Below are 20,400 nucleotides of genomic sequence, written 5' to 3' on the forward strand. Positions count from 1 at the left end.
AAGAGGCTGTCAAGCGGCATCTGTGAAAATCGCTTGACCCAGGTCCCCCCAGATGGTCGGAAGAGCCGTCTAGGGATGACATAAAAAATGCGGCTTCCGTTCTTCTACGGCTGGGTCGTGGTCGCGGTGACCTTCGTCACCATGGCCATCGGCGTCAACGCGCGCACGGCGTTCTCACTGTTCTTTCCGCCGATCATCTCCGAATTCGGCTGGGAGCGCGGCGTCACTGCTGGGGCCTTCTCTTTCGGCTTCGTTGTGTCAGGCATCGTCAGCCCGCTGATCGGCCGGCTGATGGATCGCGCTGGTCCGCGCGCGGTGATGGAGCTCGGCGTCCTGCTGATGGGCGGCGGGCTGTTGCTGGCGCCGCTGACCAGCGAACCCTGGCATCTCTATGTCACCATTGGCGTCATGGTCGGCGCCGGCAGTGTCTGTCTCGGCTATTCCGGCCAATCGCAGTTCCTGCCGAACTGGTTCATCCGCAAGCGCGGCTTTGCCATCGGCATTGCCTTTGCCGGCGTCGGCATCGGCTCGGTGACGCTGCTGCCCTGGGTGCAGCACATGATCGAGCAGACCGGCTGGCGCACCGCCTGCACCGCGATGGGCCTGATGATTCTGATCGTGCTGGCGCCGATCAATTTGTTCCTGCACAAGCGGCCGGAGGATATCGGCCTTCAGCCGGACGGCGATGCTGCACCTAGCGCGGGCACCGCAAAGCCGGTCTCCAACATCGTCGATCACGCCTGGGTCAACACCGAATGGACACTCGCCCGTGCGGTTGCGACCGCGCGGTTCTGGTGGATCGCCCTCGGCTATTTTTGTGGCCTGTACATCTGGTACGCGGTGCAGGTGCACCAGACCAAATTCCTGCTCGACATCGGCTTCAGCCCGAGCGTCGCGGTGTGGGCGCTCGGTATCGTCAGCCTGCTCGGCATTCCTGGCCAGATCCTGCTCGGCCATGTCTCCGACCGGATCGGGCGGGAATGGGTCTGGGCGATCAGCTGTGCCGGCTTTGCGATCTGCTTCGCGGCGCTGATCGCGCTGAAGTACCAGCCCTCGTTCTGGCTGGTCTATCTCATGGTGTTCACGCAGGGCGCGCTCGGCTATGGCCTCACCTCGATCATGGGCGCGGTGGTGTTCGAGATTTTTCAGGGCAGGCACCAGGGCAGCATCTTCGGCATGATCATGCTCGCGGCGCTGGCGGGCGGCGCGGCCGGTCCGTGGGTCACCGGCTTCCTCTACGATCGCGCCGGCGACTACACGCTGGCCTTTGTCATCGCCATGGTCATGAGCGGCTTGTCGGCTTTGTCGGTCTGGCGGGCCTCGCCGGGCAAGGTGCGGGCCGTGGCCGGTCGGCTGCACAAGCTCAAACCTGGAACGGCCGCAGAGTAGGTTCCGCGAGCACCAAAATACCTTCGTCTTTTTCGCCGAATGTTAAGCATGTCGCGTCTTGGCGGGACGCGGCGTGGTGGCAACAACGTCTTGGACACCATCGGAGCCTTAGCTTTGGGCCGAATGCCGCATCTTCCCGATGCATCCGGGTCAAACGATGTCCGCCTCCGATTGCCTTGTGCCAGGAATTCCGGACGTGCTGCGTGCGGCGCTTGAATGCGCCGACGACGGCATTGTCATCGTCGATGGTGCGCACCGCATCACGCATTTCAACGCCGGTGCGGAGCGGATCTGGAAGCTCGCGCGCACTGAGGTGCTTGGTCGCGATGCGGAAGTTCTCACGCTCAAATGCCTTCAGGCCGATCCGGTCACGGATTTCCGCGACGAGATCAGCCTCGTGCGTCGTGACGGCAGCCGCATCAGGGCGACAGTCGCGTTGTCTTCCGCGACCATCGATGGCGCGACCCATCACATCGTGTTCGCCCGCGACGTCACCGCCGAGGCCGAGCGGCGCGTCAGGATCGGACTTCTCAACGCCGTCTCCGACCAGACCAACCGCGTGGTGATCGTCACCGACGTCGAGCAGAACATCCGTTACGTCAATGCCGCCTTCACGGCGCTGTTCGGCTACACTAACGACCAAGCCGAGGGACGCCGTGCGACGGAGCTCCTTGCCGGTTGCCATACCAACCGCACGGCCATCGCAAAGCTCGTCAAGCGCCTGATGCATGGCGGCCGGCGCGGCGAGGTCGAGGTGCTTGCTTACGACAAGAACGGCGAAGAGATCTGGGTCGCCGCCCGGATCGACGCGTTCCGCGACAAGAAGGGCCGCGTCAAGCACATCTTCGCGCTGCTCGAAGACATCACCGAAACCAGGCAGTTGCGCTCGCTCCAGCAGCTCATCATGGGCGCGCTGGCCGACGAGGTGCCGATCACCGAGATCGCCGATCGGCTGTGCCGCCGCGTCGAGGAGATCGCGCCCGACGTCGTCTGCTCGCTGCTTCACGTCGATTCCGCGGGCCTGGTCCATCCGCTCGGTGGTCCGAGCCTGCCCGAGGATTATTCCCGCGCATTGGACGGCATCGCGATCGGCCCTGATGTCGGCTCCTGCGGAACCGCGGCCTATTACGGCGAGCCGGTTCTGGCCGAAGATATCGATACCGATCCGCGCTGGCAGCCCTACAAGGCGATGCCGCTCGCAGTCGGCTTGCGCGCCTGCTGGTCGACCCCGATCAAGGCCAAGGACGGCCGCGTCATCGCCACCTTCGCCTTCTATTTCCGCGAGCCGCGCGCGCCGAGCAACTGGCACCGGCGCATCGTCGAGGCCTGTGTCAACCTCGGCGCCTTCGCCATCGAGCGCAAGGAGGCGCGTGCCGAGATCGCGCGGCTTGCCTATCACGACATCCTCACCGGCCTGCCCAACCGCGCGCAGTTGCGGCACCTGATCACGACTGCGATCGACGCCTGTCCGACCAGCAGCCATGTCGCGCTCGCTTTCCTTGACGTCGACCACTTCAAGGACGTCAACGACACGCTCGGCCACGCTGCCGGCGACGAGCTGCTGATCCAGCTCGCGCAGCGCTTGCGCGAGCATATCGGGCCTGAGGACATGCTGGGCCGGCTGGGCGGCGACGAATTCGTCGTGCTGCTGCCGTATCGCAACGCCGAGGGCGCCGAACGTGTAGCCGCCGAGATCACGGAGGCGCTAGCCGCGCCGCTGCGGCTTGGATCCAGGCAGTTGCAGATGTCGGCGAGCATCGGCATCAGCCTCTATCCCGATCACGCCACCGACATCGACACGCTGATGCAGCAGGCCGATGCCGCCATGTACATGGCCAAGCAGGCCGGCCGCTCCACCCATCGTCTCTTCAGCGCCGAGATGAACGGACTCACCGAACAGCGACTGGCGCTGATCGCGGCGCTGCGCCGCGCCATCGCGGAAGGTGCGCTCACGCTCAGCTACCAGCCGCAGATCCGCAGCTGCGACGGCGCCATCCACGGCGTCGAGGCGCTGGCGCGCTGGCACGATGCCGTGCTCGGCGACGTCTCGCCGGCAAAATTCATTCCGCTCGCCGAAGAATGCGGCCTGATCGAGCAGATCGGCCTGTGGTCGGTGCGTGAGGCCTGCCACCAGATGGCGAGCTGGCGCCGCGCCGGGCTCAACATTCCTACCGTCTCGGTGAACTTGTCGCCGCTCAACTTCCGCAACGTCACCCTTGCTGCGCGGCTCGCAGATATTCTTGCCGAATACAAGCTGCCGCCGGACGCGCTGATGCTCGAGATCACCGAGGGCACGTTCATGCAGGACGGTGCGACGGCGCTGGAGACCATGCATGCGATCCGCGCGCTCGGCGTTGGGCTTTCGGTCGACGATTTCGGCACCGGTTATTCGAGCCTGAGCCGGCTCGCGCATTTGCCGATCCGCGAATTGAAAATCGACCGCAGTTTTATGCGCGACATCGACAAGGATGCCGGCGCGCTCGCGATCGCCACCGCCGTGGTGCGCGTGGGCCAAGGCCTCGGCATGACCGTCGTCGCCGAAGGCGTCGAGACCGAGGGCCAGCGCAAGATGCTCGCCGAACTCGGCTGCGACGTCGTACAGGGTTTTCTTTACGCGCCGGCGCTCCCGCCGGTCGCATTCGAGCGCTGGCTGATCGAGCACTGCGCCGAGCAGGCGAGGGCGATGCTGGGGCGGCTCGATCTGGCGCCGGCGGGCCGCGACGCGGTGAAGCGTTCGGCGTAGCCGCCTCACAAGAATGTTCGCCGCCCGAAATAGTCTGAGAGCCCACATGATGAACCCCATGCCGCACGCGCCGAAGCAGCTCGACAGGATCACACTTTCCGAACTGCTCGGCGCGCTTAGCCACGCGCTCGATCTCTCTGAGGGACAGCCCGCCGGACATTGTGTTCGGTGCAGCCGTATCGGCGTTACGATCGCCAGGGAAATCGGCCTCAGCGAGGACGAAATAGTCGAGCTCTATTACGCGTTGCTGCTGAAAGATCTCGGCTGCAGCAGCAATGCCGCGCGCATCTGCGAGCTGTATCTCACCGACGATCTCTCCTTCAAACAGGACTTCAAGCTTATCGACGGCAGCCTGCCGCAGGCGCTACGCTTTGTGCTGGGCCATACCGGCCTGAAGGCCGGTCTTGCTGAACGGTTTCGCGCAATCGTCAACATCTTCCAGAACGGCGGCCAGATCGCCCGCGAGCTGATCGAGACGCGTTGCCATCGCGGCGCCGACATCGCCCGCAAGATGCGCTTCTCCGAGCCGGTCGCGGAAGGCATCAAAAATCTCGATGAGCATTGGGATGGTGGCGGCAAGCCTCTGGGCCTTCGCGGAACAGACATCCCGATTTATTCCCGCCTGGCGTTGTTGGTCCAGGTGGTCGATGTGTTCTACATCGCGAACGGTCCCGAGGCCGCGCTTCGTGAGATCCGGAATCGATCGGGCACCTGGTTCGATCCGCAGTTGGTGGTTGCCTGTGAGCGCATGGCGGCACAGCCTGCATTCTGGGACGTCATCGGGACTGGGGATGGGCTCGAGGCTCTTCCGCAACTGCCAGCGCAGGCAAGCGTGCCTGTCGATGAGGACTATCTGGATGACATCGCGGCTGCCTTCGCCCGGGTGGTCGATTCCAAGAGCCCCTACACCAGCGGCCACAGCGAGCGCGTCACGCTGTTTACCGACATGATCGCCGAGCAGCTGGAGTTCAGTGCCGAGCAGCGGCGCTGGCTCAAGCGTGCCGCGCTGCTGCATGACATCGGAAAGCTCGGGGTCAGCAACGCAATCCTCGACAAGCCGGACAAGCTTGACGAATCCGAATGGGAGGTCATGCGCATGCACTCCGCGCATTCGGAAGCCATCCTGTCGCGCATCAGCGCATTCAGCGAGCTCGCCCCGATCGCCGGCGCGCATCATGAGCGGCTGGACGGCAAGGGCTATCCCCGCGGCCTCTCGGGAAGCCAGATTTGCCTGGAAACCCGAATCATCACCACCGCAGACATTTTCGATGCGCTGACCGCAGACCGGCCGTATCGCGCCGCGATGCCGATCACGAAAGCGCTCGCGATCATGTCCGGGATGATCGGGAACCAAATCGATCCGGACTGCTTTGCTGCGCTTCGTCGCGCCCTCGGACGCGTCGACGGAGTACTGGCGGCTTAGCGAGCGCGCGAGAGGTCGCGTCGCCGGGCGACACTTCTACTCCGACGCCAACCCCGTCCTCCGCCTCAAATCCGTGATCGCACGCAAAAAACTATCCGCTGGCGTCGTCTCCGGATCGATCAGCCGGTGCAGGCGAAAGCCGTCTTCCAGCGCCAGCACGACGGAAGCCATCCATGGCGGGTTCAGCGTGTCACCCTTGTCATTGCCCTTCAGCGTCGCCTCGATGATGTCGGCGATCAGCTTGCGCCGCGCGCGCAGGCGTTTGGCGAGCTCGGGGCGGCGCTTCTCGGCGCGTGCGACGAAGAGGATCATCTCGATATGCAGGAGCGGCGAGCGGGAGAGCGGGTCCTGCCGCCCGCGATCCATCGATTTCAAGGCGGCGATGAAATCGTCGAGATTTTTGTGCTGCGCGAGGATGTCGAGGTTGCGCCGGATCGACTGCTCGACATGGTCCTCGAGCATGGCGATGATCAACTCGTCCTTGCTCTTGAAGTTCGAGTAGAACGCGCCGCGCGTAAAACCCGCCGCAGCCGCGATCGCCTCGATGCTGGCGCTGCCGATGCCGTCCGCCTCGAATACGCGCGCGGCCGCCTCGAACAGCTTGTCGCGCGTATCGTCCCTAGTCGGCCTGGTTCTCACCCTTGACATCGCCGCAAGTTAGGGCAGAATGCAACTCGATACAACAATGTATCGAGTTGATAATTTTGGGGGATGGTTACGCCGGGCATCAGGGCTGCCTCGCGTATTCGTGTCATGCGGCAACCGATGTGAGGTCACCATGAACGAGCAAGCGCAACCCGCAGGCGGACCGCTGTTCAATCCGCTGTCGCCGGACTTCATCCGCGATCCCTATCCGCATTATGACCGGCTGCGGACGATCGATCCGATCCATGTGACGCCGTTTGGCCACTTCCTCGCCAGCCGCCATGCCGAGGTCAGCCTCGTGATGCGCGACAAGCGCTTCGGCAAGGACTACGTCGAGCGCTCCAAGCGCCGTTACGGCGAGAAGATCATGGACGAGCCGGTGTTCCGCAGCATGAGCCATTGGATGCTGCAATCCGACCCGCCCGATCATACCCGCCTGCGCGGCCTGGTGGTGAAGGCCTTCACCGCGCGCCGGGTCGAAGACATGCGGCCGCGGATCCAGGAGATCGTCGACCAGGCCATCGATGCCGTGATCGATCGCGGCCACATGGACCTGATCGAGGATTTCGCCTTCCGTCTGCCGGTCACCATCATCTGCGACATGCTCGGCATCCCCGAGGATCATCGCGAGACCTTCTACAACAGCTCGCGCGACGGTGGCCGCCTGCTCGACCCCGTGCCGCTCACGCCGGAGGAGATCGCGAAGGCCAACGCCGGCAACATGATGGCGCAGATGTATTTCCAGCAGCTGTTCGAACTGCGCCGTCGCAGTCCCGGGGATGATCTCATCACCCAGCTGGTGCAGGCCGAGGAAGACGGCAACAAGCTCACCAACGAGGAATTGACCGCCAACATCATCCTGCTGTTCGGCGCCGGCCACGAGACCACCGTCAATCTGATCGGCAACGGCCTGCTGGCGCTTCACCGCAATCCGGAGCAGCTCGCGCTCCTGAAAGCGCGGCCGGAGCTGATGGTCAACGCAATCGAGGAATTCCTGCGCTACGATTCCTCGGTGCAGATGACCGGCCGCGTCACGCTGGAGGACATCGAGGATCTCGGCGGCAAGAGGATTCCCAAGGGCGAGACCGTGCTGTGCCTGCTCGGCTCGGCCAACCGCGACCCGGCGGTCTATCCTGATCGCCCTGACCGGCTCGACATCACCCGTCCCAACGTCAGGCCGCTGTCGTTCGGCGGCGGCATCCATTTCTGCCTGGGGGCCCAATTGGCGCGCATCGAGGCTGAGATCGCCATCGCGACACTCTTGCGGCGGCTGCCCGATTTGCGCATCGATGACGTCGAGAACCCGGAATGGCGGTCGACTTTCGTGCTGCGCGGCCTCAAGCACCTGCCGGCGAGCTGGTGATAGCCGTCGGCATTAACCTCCGTGCGCAACAGTCGCTGTGACTTCGCCACACTTCCCCCTATATAAGGGGCTGTTCCGGCGCGCCTGAAGCCTCTGCGGTCAAGGTTTGGCGGCCAAGGTTTGGCCCGGTTGCCGGTTTGGCCGAGGGGAGACCCGTGCAGACGACGCTGCTCGGATTGGCGATTGCCTTCATCTTAGCGCTGCTGGCCGCGCTGATCGGGCCTTACTTCGTCGACTGGAACCAGTTCCGGCCCCAGTTCGAAGCGGAGGCGACCCGGATCATCGGCGTGCCGGTGCGGGTGGCGGGCGAGCTCGACGCGCGGCTGCTGCCGGCGCCGACGCTGCGGCTGCGCTCCGTCACCTTCGGCGGCAACAACGATCTCGGCCGCCTGCGCGCCGACAAGCTCGACGTCGAATTCAGCCTGAGCTCGCTGATGCGCGGCGAATGGCGCGCCACCGAGCTTTCGGTCAACGGCATGGCGGTGGATCTCGGCCTCGACGCCAAGGGGCGGGTCGACCTGCCATCCACCGCGAGCGGCACCTTCAATCTGGCCTCGCTTGCCATTGAGCGGCTGAACCTCACCGGCCGCATCGCCCTGCATGATGCCGCCAGCCGCGCGACGCTGGAGCTCAACGACATCGCCTTCTCCGGCGACGTGCGCTCGCTCGCTGGTTCGGTGCGGGGCGACGGCAATTTCACCGCGGCCGGCACACGCTATCCGTTCCGCATCTCCTCCGGCCCGAGCGCCGACGGCAGCGCCACGCGCCTGCACCTCAATATCGATCCCGGCGAGCGCGCCATTTTGGCCGATCTCGAGGGCGTGCTGGCCTTCGACAACCGCCTGCCGAAATTCGACGGCGCGCTGACGCTGGCGGTGCCGGCGACGAAGAAGCCGGGCGAGGCCGGGCCGACGCCCTGGAAGCTCACCGCAAAGCTCAAGGCCGATCCGGCCGGCGCCAAGTTCGACCAGATCGACGCGAGCTTCGGCACGGATGACGCCGCGCTGAAGGCCGGCGGCGTCGGCGATCTCAGGTTTGGCGCCTCGCCGCTGTTGCGCGCGGTGCTGTCGGCACGCCAGGTCGATGCCGACAAGCTTACGGCTAAGGACAATGCCGAGCCGCTGCGCATCCTGCCGGCGTTGCGCGCGGGCCTCGCCGCGATCCCGCAGGCGCCGATCCCGGCGCAGATCGAGTTCAACTCCGACCAGATCATGCTGGGCGGCCGTCCACTCCAGAACATCACGGCGGAACTGACGACCGACGGCAGGTCCTGGACCTTCCAGCGGCTCGACCTGCGCGCGCCCGGCATGACGCAGCTTGCGCTGAACGGTGCTGCTCCCGGCTCCGACAGCTTTAGCGGTCGCCTCAGCGTCGAATCTTCCGATCCCGATACGCTGGCGGCGTGGCTCCAGGGCCGCAGCGAGGTCAACCGCCGCAGCACAAGGCCGCTGCGCCTGGCTGGCGACGTGACGATCGCCGCAAACCATTTCGCGATCGAGAAGCTGAAGGCCGACATCGAAGGCGGTTCCGTCGAGGGACGGATCGCCTTCGTGCAGACCGGCGCCAACAAAGGCTCGCGGATCGACGCGGAGCTGAAGGCCGACCGGCTCGATCTCGATGCCGCCGCGAGTTTTGTCCGCGCGCTCGCCGGACCGCAGGGCGAATGGCCGGAGGAAGCGAAATTGTCGCTCGATGTCGGCCGCGCGATCTCGGCCGGCCAGGAGCTGCGGCCGTTCGCAGCAAAGCTGGGCTATGGTCCGGCGGCGCTATCGCTGGAGCAGTTGCGGTTCGGCCAGGCCAGCGGTGTGACCACCGAGGCGAGCGGCAGCTTCGATCGCGCGCATGCGACCGGTCGGCTCGCGCTGAAATCCTCGGCCAACTCGCTGCGCGAGCTCACTGCGCTGCTTGAGCCGTTTGCGCCTGCGGTGCGCGCACGCTTCGATGCGCTCCCATCGTTGCCCGGTGCGACGCGCCTGAAGCTCGACCTCAGCGTCGACAAGAACGCCGAACATGCCGATCGCAGCGATGCGCGCGCAATGTTCGACCTCGATGCCCCGCAGCTCAAGGCCACCGCGACGCTTGTCGCGCAGACGCCGGTGGCGGCGCTCAACGGCATCGACATCGAGCGCCTGCGCAACAACGACTTCACGCTGGAGTCGAAACTGTCGACGCCGCAGGCCGGCGCGCTGACGGCGCTGCTCGGCCTCGATCGCATGGTTGCCGCAGGTGAGGGCGCCTCGCAGCTCGAGGGTAAGTTGAGCGGCGCGTGGCGTCGGCCGCTGCAATTGAACGCAAAGCTCAGCGGCGGTGGGCTGGACGCTGATGCACAAGGCAGCGTCGAACTGTCGACGCCGGAGCCGAAGGCGAGCGTGAACCTGCGCGTGCGCAACGCCAATCTGGCGCCGCTGTTCGGCACCAGTTCGGCCCAGAATGTCAGCCTGTCCTCCCGCCTCACGCTGTCCGGCAACAAGCTCACCTTCGACGATCTCGATAGCACCGCGGTCGGCTCGCATTTGCGTGGTCATCTCGCGATGACGCTGGACCAGGAGAAGAGCGTTGACGGCGAAGTCGGGCTGGACTCGCTCGATCTCGCGCCCGCGCTCGCGGTGGCCTTGGGCGCGGCAGGACACAACGCGGATGAGCCGCTGAGTGCCGGGCTCATCATCGGCTGGCGCGGCCGGGTCGCGTTCCAGGCGTTGCGCGGGACCTTGCCGGGCGGAATCGAGCTGCGTCCCTTCAGTGGCACGATCAGGAGCGACGGCCAGTCGCTCGCGCTCGATGCGCTCAAGGGCGGCGTCGGCGGTGGCGAGATCACCGCTAGCCTCGATGCGCGCAATGGCGCCAATGGGCTCGCGCTGAACGTGCGCCTCGATCTCACCAATGTCGATGCGGCGACGCTGCGCTACCGCGATCTCGCTTTGCCGAAGGGGCGCGCGTCCATGCAGATGGCGCTGACGAGCCAGGGCCGCAGCATCGCCGCCCTGACCGGTGCGCTCGCCGGCAATGGCACGGTGACGCTCGACTCGGCTGAAATCTCAGGCCTCAATCCGCGCGCTTTCGAGATCGCCATCCGCGCCAGCGACGGTGGCCAGGTCGCCGACGACAACCGGCTTCGGCAGCTCGTCGAGCCCGCACTGTCGGCAGGTCCCATTGCGGTTGCTTCCGCACAGATCCCGTTCACGATCCGCGACGGACGGCTGCGCGTCGGTGCGACGCCGCTGGAAGCGAAGAACGCCCGCGCCATCGTCTCCGGCGGCTACGACATTCCTGCCGACCAGGCCGACATCCGCGCCAGCCTGACGCCGATCATGACCGGCCTCTCCGGCGCGCCGCCGGAGATCCAGCTGTTTGCGGCAGGTCCCCCCGACAGGCTCAACCGCACCGTCGATCTCGCGCCGCTGTCGTCATGGCTTGCAGTGCGCACGATCGATCGCGAGACGCGCCGGCTGGACGCCATCGAGCGCGGCGAGCCGCCACCGGCGACCGCCGCGCTGCCGACGCTCGTCTCTCCCGATCCGGTGCCCGAGCCGTCTTTGACCGACGTGCCGATGCCGGGCCGCGATCCGCGCCGTACGCCGCCGAAGCCGAAGGTCGCGCCGACGCCGAAGGCCCCGCAGGCCGCGCCCGCCGCGCCGAGCCCGCCGCTTGCCAGCCAACAGATCGCGCCGCTGCCGCCACCGATCGAGGTGAGACCGGCCCCGGGCCCGCCGCCGCCAAGACCCAAGCCGAAGCCGCCGCTGGTTTTGACTCCGTCGAATCCGTAAGTGCAGATTTGGTTTGTACGGAACGGGCCGCGGGCTCGCCTAACCTCTCCCGCAAGCGGGAGAGGGGGCGCACCCTCCATGTTGCGCAGTGGTTAACGCATTCCCTCGCATTTGAATGAGTTTTGCTCGACAAAACTGCTCTACCGATTTTACCGGATTCTCGCGTTTGTTCCCTAGTGTCGGTTCCTGAGGAATTCGGCGTCCTGCCGACAGAGGCAGGACGACTCGCCAAGAACTGGGGTGATCGAGATGAACGGGGCGAAATCGCTTCTACAGGATCTGGACGATGCGATCGCACGCGGCACCGACGAAAGCCGGACGCGGGCGTTGTGGCACGCGACCGACCTTTTGATCACCGGTCGCTATGTCGACGATGAGATCAGCATGTTCGGCGAGGTCATCGGCAGGCTTTCGGAGGAGATCGAGGTCGTCGCGCGCGTGCAGCTTTCGGAGCTCATGGCAGCCTGCGATCACGCCCCGCTCAATGTCGTCGCGCAACTTGCCCTCGACGACGAGATTGCGGTCGCCGGCCCGGTGCTGCGCGACTCCGAGCGTCTCGACGAGAAGATGCTGGTCGAAAGCGCCATGACCAAGGGCCAGTCGCATCTACTCGCGATTGCCCAGCGCAAATCCATCGGCGAGGCCGTGACCGACGTGCTCGTCAAGCGTGGCGACCAAGAGGTCGTGACCTCCGTCGCCAAGAACGAAGGCGCGCGTTTCTCCGGTTCGGGCCTGCTGCACATGGTTCGGCGCGCCGAGGGTGACTCGATCCTCGCCGAGCAGCTCGGCCTACGCAAGGACGTGCCGCGGCACATCTTCCAGCAGCTCATCTCGAAAGCATCGGAAGACGTTCGCCGCCGGCTCGAGAGCGAGCGCCCGGAAATGATGGCGCAGATCCAGAGCTCGGTCAGCGATGTCACCGGCGATCTCCAGTCCAAGTTCGGACCATCCTCGCGCAGCTATTTCGTCGCCAAGCGCGTGGTGACGACGCAATACCGGCAGGGCAACCTCAACCAGGATTCGATCTCGAACTATGCACGCCAGCATCGTCTCGACGAGGTCCAGATCGGCCTGTCGCTGCTGTCGGCGCTGCCGGTCGACGTGATCGAGCGCGCGATGATGGACCGCAACCGCGAGATCCTTCTGGTGCTGTGCAAGGCGCTCGATTTCTCCTGGGACACGACCATGTCGCTGTTGTTCCTCGGCGCCAAGGACCATCTGATCACGGCGCGCGAGCTCCACGACAACGAGCGCGCTTTCGGCCGGCTCAAGATCGAGACCTCGCGCAGCGTCTTGAAGTTCTACCAGTCGCGCAAGAACAGCGCCGGCGCCGATCCCGCCCAGGGTCGTCAGCCCGAGCTTCAGGTGCACTGAGCCTCATTCGGGAATTGGCAGGGGAGTATTTGCAATGTTGCCTCAATTCGGCACCGCAGTTCGCAAGACCAAGAGCCTCAACGCCGAGCCGGGCGGATCGGCTCCGGACAAGGCGTCCGTCGACGCCGCATGGCTGGTGCTGGAAGCCGCCAACGATCTCGGCGACCACGCCGCGATCGAAGCCTGCCGCCGCGTCATCGATGCCGAGCTGAACGGCACCGTCGCCGGTGGTGCGGATCTCGATCTCGTGCTGGGGTATTTCAGGTAGACGTTCGCAACGTCCTCGGAAAAAAGGGCCGACCGCGGACCCATCTCTATCTTTGCGCTCATGTGTGACATGATGTAGCCTCTACTTGCAGGCGTCGAAGGCGCCGGCATGTAATGGGGTCTGGAGCGGTCGCTATGGAGCGGCGTGTCTTCCTTGCTGATGGTTTCGCGCGAGCGAACAGGGGCGCGCCGCTTTTCGCGCGCGCCCAAATGCTGACCGCCATTGTCATTGATACAAAAATAACTGGAATGCCTCCGGTGCTGCGCGCAGCTCCATCGGTGGCGCACGATCGCTGATTGCCAGGCAGCGAAGGCTTTGACGCAATTGTTTGCTGATGCCGGACCCAACCCGCTTTGATTGATTGATCGCGGTGCATTGGACCGGTTGGACGTCATTCTTGAGAGCTTCACTGTATTTGGAGCCGAACATGAAATTTGATGTGCGCGTACCATTGATTGCCATCGCCGCCCTTCTCGCTGTTTTCCTTTTCGCGGCGGCCGAAGACAAGACTACGCCGGACAATCCCGTGCATCTGCAACAGGGCTGGAGTGCCGACACCGCCGATCGCTTTCACTTCGTCTCGCAGGGGACGGCGATCTTCCCCTATGAATGGTTTTTGGCGCTCGAACAGCCGGGCCAGCCGTCAGGGCAAACCGCACTGATCAGCGCGCCCGAGAATTTGCAGCGGCTCGGTTTCCTCGCCGAGCCTGCGCGCGCGACTGATAACCCGGACGGCCTCCCCGCCGGGCTTTACAAAACGCCGGTCGACTTTCCTGACGGCAAGCACAAGTGCTGGAAGGGCAACTGGCTCGGCCTGGGCTGCGCCGGCTGTCACACCGGCCAGGTGAGCTATCGCGGCCAGCAGATCCGCATCGAGGGCGGACCGTCCCATATCGACATCGGCGGCCTGACCACTCAACTCTTCGGTGCTCTCAAAGCGCTCTCGGACCAGCAAGTCCTCGGGCGCTTCATGGCACGCGTGAAGCTTCCGCCCCCCGTGGTGGGGGCGGGGTTGGGATGCTTTGCTGCACTCCCATCGTTTCCGCCGGATCCGCAGAACCCCGAGACGCCTGCGGGGGCCGGCAGATTGGACGCGCACGGGGAAGGGCTGAACCAGCTGCTTGCCTATCCGATCAACGAGGCCAGGAATTATGCGCCGCGGACCGCGCCGGTGAGATATCCGCCGCTGTGGGATACGCCGCGGTTCAGCTGGGTGCTGTACAACGGCTCGATCCGGCAGCCGTTCACGCGCAATCTGATCGAAGCGCTTGGCGTCCAGGCGCCGATGAAGCATGACGCCACGATGATCACGGCCGACGTGACGCATGCAGTCCAGATGGAGAATGTGGTCTGGGGACAGCGGGCGCTGATGGATCTGCGCTCGCCGCGCTGGCCGGACAAGATCTTCGGGGCGCCTGACCTGAAACTAGCCGCGCTCGGGCAGGGGGTGTACGCGAAGGCGTGCGCGAACTGCCACGATCCGGCTCCCGCCGTAGCCGCTCCCGGGGCGTGCGACGAGATCCAGGTCCGGATGTCCGATCTCAAGGATATCGGGACCGATCCCGCGCAAGCGACAACATTCGCGAACCGCAGGATCGCGCTGTCGAAGATCGGCGGGCCGGACGATATCGCCAACTACGATGCTGCCAAAATCGTCACGGGCAATGTCGCCGACCAATGGATCGCCAAATCCAGGGACAACGCAGCCACTGCCGCCGCGATCAATTGCGGACGTCCAAATGAATACCGCGGTCTGCTTCAATATCGCGCAAGGCCGCTCAACGGCATCTGGGCGACGGCGCCCTATCTGCACAACGGCTCCGTTCCATCGCTCCATGATCTCCTGCTTCCGCCGGAGCAGCGGCCCAAGACGTTTTTTGTCGGCAATTGGGAATTCGACCCGGTGAACGTCGGCTACGCGATGGCAAGCGAGACCCCTGGCGCGTTCAAATTCGACACCACTGTGCGCGGCAACTCGAACGCCGGCCACATCTACGGAACGGACCTGACCGAGGACGATCGGAAGGCGTTGATCGAGTATCTCAAGACGCTATGAGATAGTCGCTCAGTCCTTGCGGCAGGTGAAGCAATAATAGGGGCATTCGCCGTTCGCGAAGGACGCATGGAGCTGCGTGCCTGGAATGCCCGCGAACTCGTGCGACAGCCCAAGCAGCGGGCGCGGCACGATCTCGACTGCGAGCGCGGTCCGCCGCGCGCCGTCGAGCTCCAGCGCGCGCGCCACATTGGCCGTGATGTCGTCCTCCTTGACGAGACGCAAGCGCGATCGGGCCAGGGACTCTCGCGGAAACACGTCCTTTGACGGGTCCTCGAAGCACGCCATCAGGAAGTCGCCACCGGGTCGGAGGACGCGGTGGGCTTCGTCGAGGAAGCGCCCCATGTCGCCATAGTGCTGCGCACTCTCGACATTGATCACGACATCAAAGCTGTCGTTCTCGAACGGGAGGCTGAGCGCATCCCCGACGCGAAATGCGAGATTGCCCTGGTCGGCGTAGCGGGTTTGGCTGAACCGGATCGCCGGTTTACAGATGTCGAGCCCGGTATAGCTGCGCGGGTGGAGATATCGCGCGACATAGGACGCGCCGCCGCCGCGGCCGCTGCCGACTTCCAGCACGTCCTTCTCTACGATCGCGGTGCCGGACACCACGTGATGGTAGAGCTGGATCGCATATCGATCGGGCTCGTCCATGGCTTGCAGCGCAACCTGCTCGCCGTCCAGCGCGGCGTAGCCGTAGTTGAGAAATCTGATGGCGGCGCCCCTGTCGAGGTTGCTCAGCAGGGAGTACCAGGCGTTGGTGAAGAGGTGGCGGGCGGCGCGCGAATAGAACAGTTTCACGACGGCCGAGTGAACGGGGTTTGTCCCTGCTGGATACATATCCTGCTTCACGAGCGAATACTCTCACGCGAAAATGGGGAACGCTTCCACCGCAAAGGATGGGCTACGGGTCAGGTTGCGTCAACAATGGCGACGCTTACCTGCCACATTTGACTTCATTCCGAGGGAAGATATACTTTAGGTTTAGTACAGATAATGCTGGACCGCGTAATGACTGGGCAGGTTGCTGCCTGGTTGGAGAAGGTCGGCCTCCCTCAATACCTGAAGTCCTTTTCCGACCACGGCATTGATTTCGACATTCTTTCGGAGATTACGGATCGCGATCTCGCGAGCATGGGTGTCGTGCTCGGGCATCGGCGCAAGCTGCTGCGTTCGATCGCCGAACTGGATGTTCCGAAGCCGCGTCTTGCCGCACCGAAGGTCGACACCGGCGCCGAGCGCCGTCAGCTCACGATCATGTTCTGCGATCTGGTCGGCTCGACCGCGTTGTCACATCGCTTCGATCCCGAGGAGATGCGCGAGATACTGCAAGCCTATCGCGAGGCCGCGACCGCGGTCATCGTGCACTATGACGGCATAGTCTCGCGATTGGTCGGCGACGGAATCCTGTCGTATTTCGGCTATCCCTCTGCGCATGAGGACGATGCCGAGCGCGCGGTCCACGCCGGGCTCGAAACGATCGCCGCCGTCCAGGCCGTCAAGATGCAGCCGGGCGAGCGGCTGGAGGTTCGCATCGGGATTGCGACCGGGCTTGTCGTCGTCGGCGATCTCATCGCAAAGGGCGCTTCGAGCCGGCTCGAGGTGATCGGCGAGACGCCCAACCTCGCGGCGCGCATGCAGGCCTTCGCCGATCCCGGCACTGTCATCATCGCGTCCTCGACGCGTCGGCTGCTCGGAAACCTGTTCCAGCTGCGCGAGCTCGGAACGCGCGCGATTAAGGGTTTCAGCGAGCCCGTCGAAGTCTGGGCCGTGGACAGTCCGTCGCCGCACGCGAGCCGCTTCGAGGCCCACCGTTCCGGGGGTCTCGTCGGGTTCGTCGGCCGCGAACACGAGCTCGACCGGCTGGCCGAGTGCAAGCAGCGGGCCTGGCGCGGCCAGGGCCAGGTCGTCCTGATTTCCGGCGAACCCGGGATCGGCAAGTCGCGGCTTGCGGCGCATTTCTTCAATGAGCGCGTCGTCGCCGAGCCGCACATTCGATTGCGCTATCAATGCTCGCCGCATCATCGCGCCAGCGCGCTTTATCCTGTCATCACGCAGTTGCAGAGGGCTGCGAAGCTCGGCGCCGGCGATACCAATGAGCATCGGCTGCGCAAACTCGAAGCGCTGCTGGGTCGCACCGATCCGAGGACGCCAACGCTCGTGCCGTTGTTCGCAGATCTGCTGTCGATTCCCACCGACGGACGCTATCCGCCGCTCGCATGGACGCCGCAACAGCTGCGGCGCAACACGCTGGCGGCGCTGATCCAGCGTTTGCAGCGTCTGAGCACCGAGGCCCCGGTGTTCTGTATCGTCGAGGACCTGCATTGGGCGGATGCCACCTCGCTCGAGCTGCTCGAGCTCGCGGTCAAGCTTGCCGATCAGCTTCGCGTCCTGCTCGTCCTGACGTTTCGCGACGAATTCACCCTGCGATGGATGGGGCCGGCGAATTTGACGACGCTGGAGCTCGGACGGCTCAAGGAGACCGACGTCGAACGCATGATCGCGGAGGTGATCGGAAGCCGCGCGGTGCCGTCCGAGCTCGTGACGCAGATCGCGGCGCGGACCGATGGCATCCCGCTGTTCGTCGAGGAGCTGACGCGGACCGTGCTCGAGATGGGCATCCTCGAAAAGGAGGCGGGCGGCCGCTACCGGATCGGCGCCATCCTGCCGCGCGTCTCGATCCCCTCGACGCTCCAGGATTCGCTGATGGCGCGGCTCGACCGGCTCGGACCGGCAAAGGAAGTCGCGCAGATCAGTGCCGTGATCGGCCGCGAATTCTCCGATGAGCTGCTGCGCGCCATCGCGGACAAGGATGATTCCGAGCTCGATGCCCTGCTCGCCCAGCTCGAACGCGCTGAATTGATATTCCGCAGCAAGTCCGCACCCGAGGGCGTCTATTCTTTCAAGCACGCTCTGGTGCAGGACACCGCCTACGAGAGCCTGCTCAAGAGCAGCCGGCGCAGATTGCATGAGCGGATCGCAGGCGTGCTTCAGGAGAAGTTTCCGGAAGCGGCCGCTGCTGCACCCGAAATCGCCGCACATCACTTCACGCAAGCCGGCCTCGTCGAGGACGCCGTGGAATGGTGGGGCAAGGCGGGCGACCGCGCGCTGCGCAGCTCGGCCTATCACGAGGCGATCGCGCATCTGACCAAGGCCATCGGTCTTGCGGAGGGGTTGAGCGAGGGCCCTGCCGGGCAGGGCCGCCGGCTGCAATTGCAGATCGCCTATGGCAACGCGCTGATCGCGACGCGCGGCTATGGCGCGCCGGAAACGTCAGTCGCTTTCGCACGGGCGCGCGAGCTTGCCTCCCGGCTCAAGGGTGCGCCCGAGCGGTTCGCCGCCACCTACGGCTTGTGGGTCGGGAGCCTGGTTCGCAGCGAGCTCGGCGCCATGCAGGAGCTGGCACAAGCCTTCCTGCATGATACTGCCGACCGGCCCGACTCGCCGGAGGCCGGGATCGCCCATCGCGTCTGCGGCATGACGCGCTGGTTCGAGGGCAATCTCGTCGATGCCAAGCAGCATCTCGAGCAGGCGCTCACCATCTATCGCTACGAGCACGATCGCAATCTCGCATTCCTGTACGGCCACGATTACGGGATCGCGGCGGCGATCTATCTCGCGCTGGTGCTGTGGCCGCTCGGCGAAGTGGATCGCGCCGAGCAGCTGGCGCAGGAGGCGATCCGCCGCGCCGCCGACAGCGGCCATGTCGCGACGATGGTCTACGCGCATTTCCACAAGATCGTGCTCGAAGCGATGCGCGGCAATCCCGAGCGCGCCAGGCCGCATGTCGATGCCGTCATCGAGCTCAGTCGCGAGCACGGGCTCTTGCTCTACACCCGGGCCAGCAAGTTCTGGAACGGCTGGATCCATTGTCATTCCGGCGAGCGGGAGTCGGGGCTCCAGGAGATGCAGGACTCGATCGCGCTGCCGCTGGTCGGGAAGATGGCGACCGGGCTCTACGTGCCCTTGACCTGGACGCTGCTTGCGGAAGCAAAGGCCGGCGAGGGACAGTTCGACGAGGCGCTCGCGATTCTCGACGAACAGCTCGTCGAGGTCGAGCGGACCGGACAGGAGTGGTTCACCACGGAAATCCACCGGCGGCGTGGCGAGCTGCTGCTGCGCAAGGACCCGAGCGATATTGTCGCGGCCGAGACAGCCTTCACGCAGGCCCTCGAGACCGCGCGACGGCAGCAGGCCGCGACGTTCGAGCTGCGCGCCGCGCTCTCGCTGGCCAGACTGTATCTCGCGAGCGGAACGGGCGAGCAGGCGTGGACGGTGCTCAGTCCCGTGGTCGGAAAGTTCGCCAACGCACAGGATTTGCCGGAGATTTTCGAAGCAAGGGCGGCCATGGATCGTTTGAGCAAGACAAGCCCATGCGCAAACCCATGCGAGTGAAAAAGTTTTTGTACTTTGCCGATTTTGCGTTCTATCCCCTGGCAAGCGTTGCACTGGTGGCAGCCGCATTGTTGCTGAAAGAACCCCTCGGCTGGGACGGGGCGGCCATCGGTTTCGCTTGCGGGCTGGCGCTCTGGACCCTGGCTGAGTACCTCATTCACAGGTTCGCACTGCATGGTCCCGCCTATCTTGCAGCCTTGCACGACATGCACCATTCCGATCCGCGTGCGCTGGTCGGTTCGCCGCTCTGGCTGAGCCTGGGGTCGATCTTGTGCGGGTCGCTGCTGCCGGTCTGGCTCTTGACCGGTCTTGCGACCGCCTGCGCGGTTACGGCGGGGTTGATGCTGGGCTACATCTATTTCAGCTTGCTTCACCACATCGTTCATCACCATCCGACGAAGCGGGGCGGCTATCTCTGGCGATTGAAGCGCCGACACGCGCGCCATCATTATGGCAAGACGCCGTGCAATTTCGGGGTGGTCACCAGCATGTGGGATCGCGTGTTCGGAACGTTTTGTTCCGAATGATTGCGCGGCCCCGAGGGTGATGGTTTCCGATTGAAGCGCGACCGACGCGACGGCTCAGCCGCAATTCCAGACCGCGCCGATCGGCGTCCGCGTCCAGCACGGCCCGAAGCTGCCGCCATTGTAACGCGGGCCGGCAAAGCCGGGCCGGCCGAAATAGTGCCAGTCGCCGTTATAGCGATAATAGTAGGGCACCGGGTCGATATACCATTGGCGCTGGTTTTCGCGCGCGTAGCGCCGCAGCCCGTTTTTCTGCGCGTAGAGCGGCTGGCTGTTGCTCAGCGGCTGACGATAGCCCGGCAGGAAGCCGTAGCCGTGCCAGCTTGGCTTGGGCTTTTTTGAGACCGGCGCAGCAGGCGCGACGACCGGCAGCAGCGACAGAATGACAGCAACAAATAGACATACGAGGCGCGACATGGGTCAACCATAGACAGCCAATTACGGGAAAGCCATTCAAAT

13 protein-coding genes are annotated in these 20,400 nt (G+C 64.8%); 10 read left to right on the plus strand and 3 right to left on the minus strand.

What is annotated here, in order from left to right; all coding sequences use genetic code 11:
• The first annotated feature begins 87 nt into the window (after positions 1 to 87).
• The 3 genes from UP06_RS24330 to UP06_RS24340 all read left to right on the plus strand — a co-directional run bounded on the left by UP06_RS24330 (position 88) and on the right by UP06_RS24340 (position 5,555).
• On the plus strand, positions 88 to 1,389 hold the full coding sequence (locus UP06_RS24330; RefSeq protein ID WP_045006184.1) for an MFS transporter: 1,302 nt from the start codon (positions 88 to 90) through the stop codon (positions 1,387 to 1,389).
• A 157-nt stretch (positions 1,390 to 1,546) separates the two neighbouring features.
• Positions 1,547 to 4,132 (plus strand): EAL domain-containing protein, encoded by a 2,586-nt coding sequence (locus UP06_RS24335; protein ID WP_045006288.1) that lies wholly within the window; start codon positions 1,547 to 1,549, stop codon positions 4,130 to 4,132.
• Positions 4,133 to 4,181: 49 nt separating this feature from the next.
• On the plus strand, positions 4,182 to 5,555 hold the full coding sequence (locus UP06_RS24340; protein ID WP_082081572.1) for an HD-GYP domain-containing protein: 1,374 nt from the start codon (positions 4,182 to 4,184) through the stop codon (positions 5,553 to 5,555).
• A gap of 36 nt (positions 5,556 to 5,591) precedes the next feature.
• Here UP06_RS24340 and UP06_RS24345 read toward each other — a convergent pair whose 3' ends face one another.
• On the minus strand, positions 5,592 to 6,203 hold the full coding sequence (locus tag UP06_RS24345) for a TetR/AcrR family transcriptional regulator (RefSeq protein ID WP_045006185.1): 612 nt from the start codon (positions 6,201 to 6,203) through the stop codon (positions 5,592 to 5,594).
• A gap of 130 nt (positions 6,204 to 6,333) precedes the next feature.
• On the opposite strand from UP06_RS24345, the gene UP06_RS24350 reads away from it, so the two are divergent.
• The 5 genes from UP06_RS24350 (at position 6,334) to UP06_RS24370 (ending at position 15,025) form a co-directional block, all read left to right on the plus strand.
• Positions 6,334 to 7,563: a cytochrome P450 gene (locus UP06_RS24350; RefSeq protein ID WP_045006186.1), complete on the plus strand. Its 1,230-nt coding sequence runs from the start codon at positions 6,334 to 6,336 to the stop codon at positions 7,561 to 7,563.
• Positions 7,564 to 7,718: 155 nt separating this feature from the next.
• The gene (locus UP06_RS24355; protein ID WP_045006187.1) at positions 7,719 to 11,327 is read left to right on the plus strand and encodes an AsmA family protein; all 3,609 of its coding nucleotides are present in this window, start codon (positions 7,719 to 7,721) and stop codon (positions 11,325 to 11,327) included.
• A gap of 249 nt (positions 11,328 to 11,576) precedes the next feature.
• Positions 11,577 to 12,701 carry a DUF2336 domain-containing protein gene (locus UP06_RS24360; protein WP_045006290.1) on the plus strand — a complete coding sequence of 375 codons (1,125 nt, stop codon included), beginning with the start codon at positions 11,577 to 11,579 and terminating at the stop codon, positions 12,699 to 12,701.
• 34 nt (positions 12,702 to 12,735) lie between these two features.
• Entirely contained in the window at positions 12,736 to 12,969 is a 234-nt protein-coding gene (locus tag UP06_RS24365; protein ID WP_045006188.1) for a hypothetical protein, read from the plus strand.
• 427 nt (positions 12,970 to 13,396) lie between these two features.
• Positions 13,397 to 15,025 (plus strand): di-heme-cytochrome C peroxidase, encoded by a 1,629-nt coding sequence (locus tag UP06_RS24370; RefSeq protein WP_156163191.1) that lies wholly within the window; start codon positions 13,397 to 13,399, stop codon positions 15,023 to 15,025.
• 9 nt (positions 15,026 to 15,034) lie between these two features.
• On the opposite strand, the gene UP06_RS24375 is transcribed toward UP06_RS24370, so the two are convergent.
• On the minus strand, positions 15,035 to 15,874 hold the full coding sequence (locus UP06_RS24375; protein ID WP_156163192.1) for a class I SAM-dependent methyltransferase: 840 nt from the start codon (positions 15,872 to 15,874) through the stop codon (positions 15,035 to 15,037).
• A gap of 159 nt (positions 15,875 to 16,033) precedes the next feature.
• Here UP06_RS24375 and UP06_RS24380 point away from each other — a divergent pair, with 159 nt between their 5' ends.
• A complete protein-coding gene (locus tag UP06_RS24380) occupies positions 16,034 to 19,417 on the plus strand; it encodes an AAA family ATPase (RefSeq protein ID WP_045006191.1) in 3,384 nt (1,127 codons plus the stop codon).
• Positions 19,396 to 19,944 (plus strand): sterol desaturase family protein, encoded by a 549-nt coding sequence (locus UP06_RS24385; protein WP_245305530.1) that lies wholly within the window; start codon positions 19,396 to 19,398, stop codon positions 19,942 to 19,944. Before UP06_RS24380 ends, UP06_RS24385 begins: the two co-directional genes overlap by 22 nt.
• Positions 19,945 to 19,998: 54 nt before the next feature.
• Here the strand turns inward: UP06_RS24385 and UP06_RS24390 are convergent, their stop codons facing one another.
• Entirely contained in the window at positions 19,999 to 20,358 is a 360-nt protein-coding gene (locus UP06_RS24390) for a hypothetical protein (protein WP_045006193.1), read from the minus strand.
• Positions 20,359 to 20,400: the final 42 nt, after the last annotated feature.

This window comes from Bradyrhizobium sp. LTSP857 (assembly GCF_000938285.1).
Classification (GTDB): Bacteria; Pseudomonadota; Alphaproteobacteria; order Rhizobiales; family Xanthobacteraceae; genus Bradyrhizobium.

Coding starts and splice junctions, on each gene's coding strand:
- UP06_RS24330 (WP_045006184.1), top strand. CDS start 88: ATGCGGCTTCCGTTCTTCTACGGCTGGGTCGTGGTCGCGGTGACCTTC.
- UP06_RS24360 (WP_045006290.1), top strand. CDS start 11,577: ATGAACGGGGCGAAATCGCTTCTACAGGATCTGGACGATGCGATCGCA.
- UP06_RS24350 (WP_045006186.1), top strand. CDS start 6,334: ATGAACGAGCAAGCGCAACCCGCAGGCGGACCGCTGTTCAATCCGCTG.
- UP06_RS24340 (WP_082081572.1), top strand. CDS start 4,182: ATGAACCCCATGCCGCACGCGCCGAAGCAGCTCGACAGGATCACACTT.
- UP06_RS24390 (WP_045006193.1), bottom strand. CDS start 20,358: ATGTCGCGCCTCGTATGTCTATTTGTTGCTGTCATTCTGTCGCTGCTG.
- UP06_RS24345 (WP_045006185.1), bottom strand. CDS start 6,203: ATGTCAAGGGTGAGAACCAGGCCGACTAGGGACGATACGCGCGACAAG.
- UP06_RS24385 (WP_245305530.1), top strand. CDS start 19,396: ATGCGCAAACCCATGCGAGTGAAAAAGTTTTTGTACTTTGCCGATTTT.
- UP06_RS24380 (WP_045006191.1), top strand. CDS start 16,034: ATGACTGGGCAGGTTGCTGCCTGGTTGGAGAAGGTCGGCCTCCCTCAA.
- UP06_RS24370 (WP_156163191.1), top strand. CDS start 13,397: ATGAAATTTGATGTGCGCGTACCATTGATTGCCATCGCCGCCCTTCTC.
- UP06_RS24365 (WP_045006188.1), top strand. CDS start 12,736: ATGTTGCCTCAATTCGGCACCGCAGTTCGCAAGACCAAGAGCCTCAAC.
- UP06_RS24335 (WP_045006288.1), top strand. CDS start 1,547: ATGTCCGCCTCCGATTGCCTTGTGCCAGGAATTCCGGACGTGCTGCGT.